Annotated in this window: 6 protein-coding genes and 5 pseudogenes; 6 read left to right on the forward strand and 5 right to left on the reverse strand. The window is 38.0% G+C overall.

Annotation, left to right across the window (positions count from 1 at the left end):
- Positions 1-2: 2 nt before the first annotated feature.
- The 5 genes and pseudogenes from ACLKMH_RS00485 to hemW all read left to right on the forward strand — a co-directional run bounded on the left by ACLKMH_RS00485 (position 3) and on the right by hemW (position 3127).
- Positions 3-546: pseudogene (locus tag ACLKMH_RS00485) on the forward strand (YggT family protein).
- Positions 547-558: 12 nt separating this feature from the next.
- Positions 559-855 carry a DUF167 family protein YggU gene (gene yggU, locus ACLKMH_RS00490; protein ID WP_413700418.1) on the forward strand — a complete coding sequence of 99 codons (297 nt, stop codon included), beginning with the start codon at positions 559-561 and terminating at the stop codon, positions 853-855.
- Positions 856-981: 126 nt separating this feature from the next.
- Positions 982-1373 (forward strand): annotated as a pseudogene (locus ACLKMH_RS00495) (DUF4426 domain-containing protein).
- 4 nt (positions 1374-1377) lie between these two features.
- Entirely contained in the window at positions 1378-1980 is a 603-nt protein-coding gene (gene rdgB, locus ACLKMH_RS00500; protein WP_413700419.1) for an RdgB/HAM1 family non-canonical purine NTP pyrophosphatase, read from the forward strand.
- Positions 1981-1983: 3 nt separating this feature from the next.
- Positions 1984-3127, forward strand: a pseudogene (gene hemW / locus ACLKMH_RS00505) (radical SAM family heme chaperone HemW).
- A 41-nt stretch (positions 3128-3168) separates the two neighbouring features.
- On the opposite strand, the pseudogene ACLKMH_RS00510 reads toward hemW, so the two are convergent.
- The 4 genes and pseudogenes from ACLKMH_RS00510 to purL form a co-directional block, all read right to left on the reverse strand.
- Positions 3169-4216 (reverse strand): annotated as a pseudogene (locus tag ACLKMH_RS00510) (putative bifunctional diguanylate cyclase/phosphodiesterase).
- Complete coding sequence (locus tag ACLKMH_RS00515; RefSeq protein ID WP_413700420.1) at positions 4131-5060, reverse strand: diguanylate cyclase domain-containing protein; 930 nt, start codon at positions 5058-5060, stop codon at positions 4131-4133. Before ACLKMH_RS00515 ends, ACLKMH_RS00510 begins: the two are co-directional and overlap by 86 nt.
- A complete protein-coding gene (locus ACLKMH_RS00520) occupies positions 5008-5871 on the reverse strand; it encodes a PAS domain-containing protein (RefSeq protein WP_413700421.1) in 864 nt (287 codons plus the stop codon). The genes ACLKMH_RS00515 and ACLKMH_RS00520 overlap by 53 nt, the downstream gene beginning before the upstream one ends.
- A gap of 130 nt (positions 5872-6001) precedes the next feature.
- A pseudogene (gene purL / locus ACLKMH_RS00525) lies at positions 6002-9898 on the reverse strand (phosphoribosylformylglycinamidine synthase).
- 217 nt (positions 9899-10115) lie between these two features.
- On the opposite strand from purL, the gene mltF reads away from it, so the two are divergent.
- Entirely contained in the window at positions 10116-12194 is a 2079-nt protein-coding gene (mltF, locus tag ACLKMH_RS00530; protein ID WP_413700422.1) for a membrane-bound lytic murein transglycosylase MltF, read from the forward strand.
- Here the strand turns inward: mltF and ACLKMH_RS00535 are convergent.
- Positions 12175-12411: a hypothetical protein gene (locus ACLKMH_RS00535; RefSeq protein WP_413700423.1), complete on the reverse strand. Its 237-nt coding sequence runs from the start codon at positions 12409-12411 to the stop codon at positions 12175-12177. The two genes, mltF and ACLKMH_RS00535, sit on opposite strands and share 20 nt — an antisense overlap.
- Positions 12412-12425 lie beyond the last annotated feature (14 nt).

Genomic DNA, 12425 nt, shown 5'->3' on the forward strand with positions numbered 1-12425 from the left:
ATATGAACTCAGTAAATTTTCTAATTCATACTGTATTTGATCTGTACATCATGATCATTTTATTGCGTGTTTGGTTACAGGTGGCACGCGCAGATTTTTATAATCCATTTAGTCAATTCGTGGTTAAAGCAACACAACCTATTGTTGGCCCGTTACGTCGCTTTATTCCAAGCTTAGGTGGCTGGGATAGTGCAACTATTCTGTTTGGTTTTGTAATTGCCTGTTTAAAGGTGGTGGTATTAAGCTTCATGGTAAATGCGACTGTTAATCCAACCATTATTACCGTTTCTGGCTTAATTATTTTATTAACAGCGGTATTCAAACTGATTTTCTGGGTACTGGTATTACGCGCAATTTTAAGTTGGATCAGTAAAGGACAAAACCCAATTGAAGCGGTTATGATTCAGCTAAGTGAACCTTTACTTGCACCTGGTTCGTCGCTTTATTCCACCTATTGGTGGTTTAGACCTATCAATGGTTGTGGTATTAGTCGGTTTACAATTTGTTGAACTATTAGTAAATGATTTATTAACTAAATTATTTTAATTAGCTTATTAAATGTTTACCTTATTAACGGATAAGTCCTATGTAAAACAAGAAGCAGAAGATCTATTGTTGCGTCTTGTTTTACAGCCTAAAGCCAGCAAAGATGCTTTTGTTGGTTTATTAGGAGATGAGCTAAAAATTGCTATCACAGCTCCCCCAGTTGATGGCAAAGCCAATAAACATCTGATTAAATTTCTAAGCAAACAATTCAAAGTAGCGAAAGGCGCTATTGTTGTTGAAAAGGGAGCACTCAATCGCCATAAATTAGTGCGTATCAAAAGTCCAAAACATTTTCCTTCCTTGCCTTAAACTAGGTTATAAAGAACAACTCAATACATTTTCCTTGCTGAGCTAGCCTCATCAAGTATCATACATTTCCACCTAATACGATTTTAAGGATGCCATATGTTGAAAACCTTTTTGACCACACTTTTAATGCTATTTAGCTTAACAAGCTTTGCTGAACAGAAGCAAGATTTCGCCAATTTAGAAGTACACTATATTGCCCTTCCCTCAGCTTTTCTTACTCCTCAAGTTGCGACTCAATATGGCCTAGAGCGAAGTAAATATATTGGCTTAGTTAATATTTCTGTGCTTGATAAAACACAAAAATCAATGCCTATTGAAGCAAACCTGATTGGCAGTGGGCGTAATCTTATTGGGCAAACAACACAACTCAAATTTAAAAAAATTGTAGAGGGAAATCCATTTATTATATTGCAAGCTACCCTTTTACCAACGAAGAAATTGTGAAATTTGATGTACAAATAAAAGCACAGGACAAAACACATAGATTAAAATTCCAACATAAATTTTACGTGGAGTAAATAAATGAACAAACAATGGGTATTAGCAACGGGTAATAAAGGCAAAGTAAAAGAAATGAGTGAGCTATTAAATAGCTTCTCTATTGAGGTATTACCGCAAAGTCATTTTGAAGTGAGCGAAGTGCCGGAAACTGGGACAACTTTTGTTGAAAACGCCATTATTAAAGCACGCCATGCATCAAAAGTAACTGGGTTGCCAGCTATTGCGGATGATTCTGGGTTAGAAGTCGACTTCTTAAATGGCCAGCCAGGAATTTACTCTGCACGTTTTGCTAGCGAACAGGCTAGCGATCAAGACAATATAGATTTACTTCTTAATAAATTAGAAGGCGTTGGCGAGGCACAGCGTAGCGCTCGTTTTCAGTGTGTTTTAGTTTATATGCGCCATGAGCTCGACCCTACACCGATTATTTGCCAAGGCACTTGGGAAGGTATCATTACTGAGCAACAAAATGGCGAAAATGGCTTTGGATATGATCCTATTTTTTGGGTGGAATCCGAGCAATGTTCATCGGCTCAGTTAAGTAAACAACGAAAAAGTGAATTGAGTCATCGCGGTAAAGCACTGTCTCTTCTAGTCGAACAATTAAAAGTACAATTAGGGTAATCGATGCTACAACTACCACCACTAAGTCTCTATGTTCATATACCTTGGTGTATTGAAAAATGCCCTTACTGTGATTTTAATTCACACAAATTACGTGGTGAAATCCCCGAACAAGATTACCTAGAATCATTATTGGCCGATCTCAATACAGATATTATCTATGCACAGGGACGTCAACTCGATACTATTTTTATTGGTGGTGGTACACCAAGTCTAATTTCAGCGACTGGCATTGGATGGTTACTCAAGGAAATAGAAAAGAAAATACCTTTTAAAGAAAACATTGAAATCACACTCGAAGCTAACCCTGGCGCCATAGAAAATAGTAAAATAGCACAGTTTAAAGACGCTGGTATTAGCCGTTTTTCTTTTGGGGTACAAAGTTTTCAACAACCCAAACTGACTCGATTAGGCAGAATACATGGCGTTGATGAAGCAAAATCAGCGAGCTTTACAAGCAAAACAAAGTGGTATCGGCACATTCAATTTAGATCTAATGCATGGATTACCAGAGCAAAGCCTAGAAGATGCCTTATTTGACCTGCAAACAGCCATAGATTTATCACCTACACACATATCTTGGTATCAATTGACCATTGAACCTAATACCCAATATTTTTCACATCCACCGACTTTACCCGACGATGAATTACTTTGGGAAATTCAACTAGCAGGGCAAAAACTATTAGCTGAAAATGGTTATCAGCAATATGAAATTTCAGGATATAGCCAAGCAGGGTTTGAGTGTCAGCATAATCTTAATTACTGGTCTTTTTCAGATTATATTGGTATTGGCTGTGGTGCACATGGCAAGTTAACCTTGCCTCTTGAAAACAAAATTATGCGTACCACCAAAGTTAAACACCCCAAGGGCTACTTAGATACTAGTCGACCTTTTTTAGATGACTTTCATAGTATTGATAAACAAGACTTAGCATTTGAATATATGATGAATCGATTACGCTTGTTTGAGCCTATTCCATTCAATGAATTTGAGCAATATACAGGATTAAGCATAGATTCAATTGCAACGCAGATAGAAACCGCAATAAAGAAAAAGCTTTTAACTAAAAATAGCGATCATTGGTTAATGACTGACCTGGGACATCGCTACCTTAATGAGTTATTACAATTATTTATGGATTAATTGAAATAGATTTGGGGTGGGTATTCCACCCTTTTAAGCTTTTATTTTTTCTTATGACAACGTAGATAAAAAGTAGCTTCAGATGCTTTCATTGGCTTGGCTTGAAAGTCACCTTGCCCGGATGAGATATGATTTGCCTTGAGAAATGCTTCCTGCTCAGCATTTTCAATACCAGCCCCAACTACATCAACACCTAACTCTCTCGCTAGTACCATTACAGACTTAATCATAGCTTCGCCAAAAAGGCGACCAGGCACACCCTGAATATAATTTTTAGTTATCTTAAACTTTTCGATACCTAATGGCTCTAGGAAATGAAAAATAGAGAGACCGCACCGAATCCATCCACTGTGATAGCAATACCCAATTTACGAATATTCAAAAGGTTTTCAATAATAGTATAATTATTACTATCAAATACGCTTTCAATCACTTCAAATTCAATATCTGTAGCATCACAACCAGTATCTTTTAAAATGCTTTGAAGATCTGCGATAAGGCTAATTTGCGTCAGTTGACTAACGGATAAGTTAACCGCGATACGTCCGAAATGAATGCCAGAAGATTTCCACTTGACCGCTTGCGCGCAACGACCTTAATCATTTTTAAGCCAATCGGTACTAATATTCCTCTTTCCTCCGCTAAACTCAAAAAACGATCCGGTAATAACAAACCATGAACAGGATGGTTCCAACGTATTAAGCTTTCCATAGCAACAATCAATTTTTTATTCAGATCATATTGAGGCTGATAATATATTTCAAATTGATCCTGTTGTAGCGCTGTTTTTAATTCAGCCTCCAGCTGTAATTGATGTGAAGAATGTTCTGTTAAGTGATTGGTATAAAAATGATAAGCATTACTTTTATCTAACTTAGCGCGAAGCATCGCTTTTTCTGCACTTTGCAATAATGCATCCACATCAATACCATCATCTGGACATAAACTAATACCAATAGTGGCACTCAAGGTGGCGGAAATATCACCAATATTAAATTGTTGCTTAAATTGTTTTACTATTTTTTGCGCAACTAAGGCAGGCATCATGCTCATTTTTAAGGCCATCAATAATAATGACAAACTCATCATCTCCGAATCTAGCCACAGTATCTTTTTCACAAATACATTTTTTTAAACGGCAAGCAATTTCTTGTAAAACTTTATCACCCGCATCGTGGCCATGCTGGTCATTAATCGCTTTAAAGCTATTAATGTCAACCAACACAACAGCCATCGCAATTTCATTAAAGTTAGCCCGGTTAATTGCATCCTCTAGAGTAGTGAAGAGCGCGATACGGTTTGATAGCCCAGTGAGTGGGTCATGTTTTGATAAGTACTGAATTTTACTTTCAATATTTTTACTTTGTGTCAGGTCGGTAAAGGAATAAATGCGATTATTAACCCGTTCTTCAAGCTCCACATTGTAAACATCTAACCAAGCAAAGCGGATTTCTTTTTGCTTATTACGATACATAATATCGCCTTTCCACTGATTATTCTTTTCTAACCCTTCCGTTACCCTTTGTAAAAGTGTTGAATCTTCATCCTGTGGAGCTAAGGTTAAAATGCTGTTGCCTAGTAGCTCTGTTTTCTTATAACCAGTCAATAAACAGGTTGCCAAATTTACCGAAATAATAATGCCTGCTTGATCCGTTACAATTAAGTTTTCTTGGCTATTTTCAAACACTGCATTAGCGACTTTAAGACGTTTTTGTAAACGATGATGCGCAGTAATATCACGTCCAATACCAATTAATCCCTGTACCTTTCCTTCATTATCCAATAGCGGTACTTTACGCATATCAATAAAATGGCGTTCCCCATCAATATAGGTGAGATACTCTTCACCTGAATAGGTCTCATTATTTGCCATCACATCTTTATCTTCGTCGCTGGCACATATTCGCTTGTTCAAACTCAAAGAACTGCTCATCGGTCTTTCCCACAATCGCTTTTTCAGGTTGCCCAATAAACTTTTCAAACTGTTTATTACAACCTAAAAAGCGACTATCAAGATCCTTAAAAAATATCAAATCTGGAGATATATCTGCTGTTGCTCGGAGCATAATATGCTCCTTTTCAATTTCCCGTTTGGCTTCATTAAGTTCCGAAATATCCAACACCATTCCTATTTGAATATCACTATCAGGAATTAATTCTTTGCGAAAAACAACTTCATGACGTCCTCCATTCAAATCATGTAAATCACATTTAAAAACATGAACTTGACGAGATTCATATACTTTTTTATCAATTAATTCAATATCTTTACGCAAATACTCAGGCAAAATTGTTGAGGAATGGTTGCCAATAATATCCTCATTGGTGAGTCCTAATTGACTAGAAAAACTATGATTACAAACCAGAATAATCCCTTCTTTATTCTTATAATAAATAGGAATACTAATGCAATTTAATGCTTTTTTTACAGCATCACTGACTAAAGCTTCCTCGGTTGGCATAACCTTCTTTTCTGGAGCTGACTCAGTGTTATTTAAATAGGTACATTCCAGCTGGGGATAAAGCGTTTGGATCTGCTCTTTGACTGATTGATGGACAGTTTGTTCACAGATTAAATAATGATAATTTTTCTCGGCTAAGATCACTAGGATCTCGTTACTATTAAGTACATGCTCAGTACAATAGGTAACATCATTATTTGCAGTGCAAATTGAAGTTAATAATGCATCAACAAGTTTAACGTTATGTCCAATATATAAAACATTTTTGGGAAGCGCAGACAAGTCATTCACCTATTATTATCGAAGTATAAAGCAGAGTTAAATTTAGCATATTAGGAAAATATTTCATGGGGAGCAATAACAAAAAGGGGATCATTTGATCCCCTTTTGATTTTTAACAGTTTTTCTTTAATTAACCGAGTTGTTTACGCACATTTCTGAACATACGCATCCAAGGACTATCTTCACGCCATTCATCAGGATGCCAAGAGTTAGCAACCGTTCTAAATACACGTTCAGGGTGTGGCATCATAATAGTCACACGACCATCCTGTGAGGTTAAGCCAGTAATACCATTTGGAGAACCATTAGGATTAGCTGGATAATCTTGAGTATTGTTACCGTAATTATCGATGAATCGCAGGGCAATATTACCACTCGCTTCAATAGCGACTAGATGCTGTGCATCTTTTACTTCCACTCGGCCTTCACCATGAGAAACTGCAATTGGCATATGTGAACCCGCCATATCATTTAAGAATAATGAGTTATTCTTTTGCACTTCTACCAAGCTGAAACGGGCTTCAAAACGTTCAGAATTGTTTCGAACAAAACGAGGCCAGAGATCAGTACCGGGAATTAGTTCATGTAAGTTAGATAACATCTGACAGCCATTACAAACACCTAATGCAAATGAGTTTTCACGTTCAAAGAATGTTTGGAACTGTTCACGTGCTTGGGCATTAAATAAAATTGATTTAGCCCAACCTTCACCCGCTCCTAATACATCACCGTAAGAGAAACCACCACAGGCGACTAAACCAGCAAAGTCAGCTAATTTAACATCACCAGATAGAATATCACTCATGTGCACATCAATCGCGGAGAATCCAGCGCGATTAAAGGCACTGCCATTTCTTGCTGAGAGTTAACACCCTGCTCACGAATAATCGCCATACGTGGTAATACACCCGTTGCAATATAAGGCGCGACCACATCTTCATTAATATCAAAAGTTAACTTGGTTGATAAACCAGGATCTTTATCATCTAATTTTAGATCGTACTCTTGTTGTGCACACTCTGAATTATCACGTAATGATTGCATCTTCAGGGTTGTTTCAGCCCAGATACCACGGAATTCGCTACGAGGAGCAACGAGAATATCTTTACTATCGCGCGTGAATTCAACTTGATCTTTATCGTTAAGCGAACCAATTACTAGTGAGTTAGTGGTTAACCCATGACCAGCTAAAGTGTTTAGCACTGCTTCTTTATCTTCACGTTTAACTTGAATCACTGCGCCTAACTCCTCCGAGAAAAGAACAGAAAAGTCATCGTGACCTAGTTGATCTAATTTCACCGTCACACCACAGTGACCAGCAAAGGCCATTTCAGTGATCGTAGAGAATAAGCCACCGTCACTTCTATCGTGATAAGCCAACAGTTTTTTATCTGCCACCAATGTTTGCATCGCATTAAAGAAGTTTCTTAATAAATCAGGATTATCAAGATCTGGCGTTGCATCACCAAGTTGCTTGTAAACCTGCGCTAAAGACGAACCGCCTAAGCGATTCTTGCCACAGCCTAAATCAACTAAGATAAGATCCGTATCACCTTTATCTGTGCGTAATTGTGGTGTCACTGTATTACGAATGTCACGTACTGCACCAAACGCAGTAATAATAAGAGAAAGAGGAGAAATCACTTCTTTATCTTCACCCGCGTCATCTTGCCAGCGAGTTTTCATCGACATTGAGTCTTTACCAACAGGAATAGTTAGTTCAAGCTCAGGACAAAGTTCTTCACCTACCGCTTTAACTGCTTCATATAAACCAGCATCTTCACCAGGGTGGCCCGTTGCAGACATCCAGTTTGCAGATAATTTAATACGTTTAAAATCGCCAATATCAGAACAAGCAATATTAGTAATCGACTCTGCCACTGCAAGGCGTGCTGATGCACCAAAGTTAAGTAAAGCAACAGGAGTACGTTCACCTAATGCCATTGATTCACCATAATAGGTATCATAACTGGCGGCTGTTACCGCACAGTCAGCCACAGGAACTTGCCAAGGACCAACCATTTGATCGCGTGCAACTAAGCCTGTCACTGTTCGGTCGCCAATGGTAATAAGGAATGTTTTTTCTGCAATTGAAGGTAGACGTAATAGACGTTCTGCAAGCATCTTTTACACTTGCACCGGATAAATCTAATGCTTTACCCTGTGCTGTTTGCGTATTCACTTCACGATGCATTTTAGGCGCTTTACCTAATAAAACTTCCAATGGCATATCAATTGGTTTGTTCTCAAACTCAGGGTCGCTCAAGGTCAAATGCATTTCTTCTGTTGCTGTACCAATCACAGCATATAAAGCACGTTCACGTTTACAAATCGCTTCAAAGGTCGCTAAATTTTCAGGTTTAACAGCCATAACATAACGTTCTTGAGATTCATTACACCAAATCTCATGTGGCGCCATGCTCTTTTCATCATTTGGAATTGCACGTAAATCGAAGAGTCCACCACGACCACCATCATTAACCAACTCAGGCATTGCGTTAGATAAACCACCTGCACCAACATCATGAATAAATTGAATTGGGTTATCATCACCCATCTGCCAGCATCGATCGATCACTTCCTGACAACGGCGCTCCATTTCAGGGTTTTCGCGTTGCACAGATGCAAAATCTAAATCTTCCGTTGAAGCACCAGAGTCCATTGAAGAGGCCGCACCACCACCTAAACCAATGTTCATTGCTGGTCCACCTAGTACAATCAGTTTTGCACCAACAGGAATATCTTTTTTCTGAACATGTGAGCGACGGATATTACCTAAACCACCGGCAAGCATGATAGGTTTATGGTAACCACGCACTTCATTACCGTTATGGCTTTCTACTTTTTCTTCATAAGTTCGGAAATAACCTAAGATATTTGGGCGACCAAATTCATTGTTAAAAGCAGCGCTACCAAGCGGTGCTTCAAGCATAATATCCAATGCTGAAACAATGCGACTCGGCTTACCAAAATCAGTTTCCCAAGGCTGTTCAAAATTAGGAATGCGTAAATTAGAAACAGAGAAACCTACTAAACCAGCTTTAGGTTTAGAACCAACACCTGTTGCACCTTCATCACGAATTTCACCGCCAGAACCAGTTGCGGCGCCAGGGAATGGAGAAATCGCTGTTGGGTGGTTATGAGTTTCAACTTTCATCAAAATATCAATATCTTCATGATGATAACCAAACTCACGATCGTCAACACTTGGGAAGAAACGACCCGCTTTATAACCTTCCATAACGGCGCGTTATCGCTATAAGCAGACAAAACATGCTCAGCGTGTAATTCATGGGTATTACGAATCATTTTAAACAGAGATTTAGGCTGTTTTTGCCCATCAATAGTCCAATCTGCATTAAAAATTTTATGACGACAATGTTCAGAGTTCGCCTGAGCAAACATCATTAACTCAATATCGTTAGGATTACGTCCAAGAGCAATAAAGTTTGTTACCAAATAATCAATTTCATCATCAGCCAACGCCAAACCTAAACTAATGTTAGCGACTTCTAATGCACTACGGCCTTCACCAATAACATCAACACTACTCATTTCACCAGGGACGCCCTGCACAAACAATTTGTGAGCATCATCAAGAGAAGTAAATACAACTTCCATCATGCGGTCATGTAATAACTCCGCAAGTTGTTTATTTTGTTCATTTGTTAGTTCAGCGCTACTTTCAATATAATAAGCAATTCCGCGCTCTAAGCGTTTAATTTTTGCTAAACCACAGTTTTTAGCAATATCAGTCGCTTTTGATGACCAAGGAGAAATAGTACCAGGTCGAGGCGTGACAAAAAGTAGCGTGCCGATTGGATCATGTTCAGCAATTTTAGGTCCATATGTTAGTAATTTTTGTAAAACAACTAACTCTTGCTCACTTAAACTTTCCGTTAAATCAGCGAGCATGCATAAATTCTGCATAAATTTGCGTAACAGGTAGATTTAATGCCTCACAGTTTTTTAAAAGCTGGTTAACACGAAATGTAGATAGGGCTGGAGCCCCACGCAAAATTTCCATAGGTTATTTCTCTCGTTGGATAAATAAAATGATCTTAGGTTTAGGTTCGCTATTATAAGCAAAAAGCGTTTTTTATTAAACAGAAACCCTCTATAGTCACACTTTATTTATTTCCCCCTCTATTTTCGACTAGAATGAAATACAAATAGTCTTAAAAAATTAGATTTGGATGCTTAATATGCGCGTTAAATTGTTTTTTCGAGTAAAAAGAAAAGTTTTGATCAGCCTTTCAATGTTTTTGGTGATGGCTTGTAACCCGTTTGTGCAAACAAGTAGCTTAGAACAAGTTCAAAAACGTGGTGATATCATTATGGGTACCATTAATAGCTCTCTTACTTACAGCTATGACGGCACAGAATACAGCGGCCTAGATTACGAATTAGGCAAACAATTTGCCGATTATTTGAATGTAAAATTAACCATAAAAGAATATGACTCACTTAACGCACTTTTTCTCGCACTAGATAACAATAAGGTTGATTTCCTAGGTTCAGGACTCACCTTAACGCCTAATCGAGCTCAAAAATATCGTAGTTCTCCACCCTATTATTATGTTTCACAAAAGGTTGTTTATCATAAAGGCACCTATAAACCCCGTGAAATAGCTGATGTTAATGCACCAATTAGTGTTATAGCAAACAGTAGTCACGCAGAAACATTAGTCTCATTAATTGAAGAAAATCCACATATTGAAATTTCTTATCTTAACGATGAAGACCAAGAAACCTTACTACGAAAAGTAGCCGAAAAAGAAGTCACCTTTGCGATGGTTGATAGTTCAACACTCGCCCAGAAACAGCGTTACTACCCTGAGTTAGCAGAGGCCTTTACCATTTTAGAAAAACGTCCCGTTGCTTGGTTAATAAATAAAAATCAAGATGATAGCGTTTATGCTGGCATGATAGAGTTTATTGGCCAGAAATATGATGATCAAACCATCGCACAGCTCGAAGAAAAGTATTTTGGTCATGTAGAGCATTTTGATTATGTAGACACTCGTGTTTTCTTAAAACGCATTGAAAGCACCTTACCAAAATATAAAGCACTCTTTAAAAAATATGCAAATGATGATCTTGACTGGCAACTACTAGCGGCCTTAAGTTATCAAGAGTCTCACTGGAACCCTAAAGCCAAATCTCCCACCGGAGTACGAGGCATGATGATGCTCACACTGGGTACCGCCGAGTACGTCGGAGTGACAAATCGCCTAGATCCTGAACAAAGTATTCAGGGTGGTGCTAAATATCTGACCCAATTAATAAAACGCCTTCCTGAAACCATTAATGAAAATGAAAGATTATGGTTTGCATTAGCTAGTTACAATATTGGTTATGGTCATTTAATGGATGCAAGACGCATCACAACCATGAAAAATGAGAACCCTAATTCATGGTCAGATGTAAAAGAAAACCTACCACTTTTGCACCAAAAGAAGTGGTATTCAAAAACACGCTATGGTTATGCTCGAGGAAGAGAAGCACAACATTATGTTAATAGCATTCGACAATACTTAGAAACTCTAAATTGGTTTGTATTAGAGCAAGAAAAAGCTTTAAAAATTGAAGCGGAAAAACAAGCCGAAATTGAAAGATTAGTCGCGATTGAAGAAGCTAAAAAACAAGCTGAGATTGATCGTTTAGTCGCCATCGAAGCTGAAAAACAAGCTGAAATTGAACGATTAGTCGCAATTGAAGAAGCCAAAAAACAAGCTGAAATTGATCGCTTAGTAGCTATCGAAGCTGAAAAACAAGCTGAAATTGAACGCTTAGCGACTATTGAAGCTGAAAAACAAGCCGAAATTGAACGCTTAGCTGTCATCGAAGCTGAGAAACAAGCTGAAATCGATAGATTAGCACTCGAAGAGGCTAAAAAAGCTGAACAAGCTAAAAAAGCTGAAGAAGCTAAAAAAGCCGAAGAAACTAAAAAAGCCGAAGAAACTAAAAAAGCCGAACAAGCTATAAAAGCTGAAGAAGCTAAAAAAGTTGAAGAAGCTAAAAAAGTTGAAGAAGCTAAAGAAGTTGAAGAACCTATAAAAGTCGAAGAGGTTAAACAAAGCAAAGTGATTCAACAGTCTTCTGAAACTGAAGAGCCTGTTATCAAAGAGGAGCAAGAAGAATTAGAAGCACAACAACACGCAAAGGAAATAGAAATTGCAAAACAAAAAGAAGTTGAAAAATTAGCAGAAATGGCAAGATTAGTCGCCATTAAAGAAGCACAAGAGAAAGAAGCGACTCAATTAGCTGAAGTAGCAAAGCTAAGGCGCTGCTGCAAGAGGCTCAACAAAAAGCAGAAATAGAAAAACAAAAAGAAGCTGATAAATTAGAAATTGCAGATCCTAAATCCCCTAATACATCTGAAATAACTGATACAGTTATCACTCCTGACGTATCGGAATTACCTGAAGCATCCGAAGCATCCGAAGCATCCGAAGCATCCGAAGCATCCGAAGCATCCGAAGCATCCGAAGCATCCGAAGCATCTGAAGAAAGCTTAACGCCAACAAGTCCAACCATTTTAAATGACAATA

This window comes from Psychromonas sp. KJ10-10 (genome assembly GCF_047323245.1).
In the GTDB taxonomy this organism is placed as follows: Bacteria; Pseudomonadota; Gammaproteobacteria; order Enterobacterales; family Psychromonadaceae; genus Psychromonas.

Coding starts and splice junctions, on each gene's coding strand:
- yggU (WP_413700418.1), top strand. CDS start 559: ATGTTTACCTTATTAACGGATAAGTCCTATGTAAAACAAGAAGCAGAA.
- rdgB (WP_413700419.1), top strand. CDS start 1,378: ATGAACAAACAATGGGTATTAGCAACGGGTAATAAAGGCAAAGTAAAA.
- ACLKMH_RS00515 (WP_413700420.1), bottom strand. CDS start 5,060: ATGAGCAGTTCTTTGAGTTTGAACAAGCGAATATGTGCCAGCGACGAA.
- ACLKMH_RS00535 (WP_413700423.1), bottom strand. CDS start 12,411: ATGGTTGGACTTGTTGGCGTTAAGCTTTCTTCAGATGCTTCGGATGCT.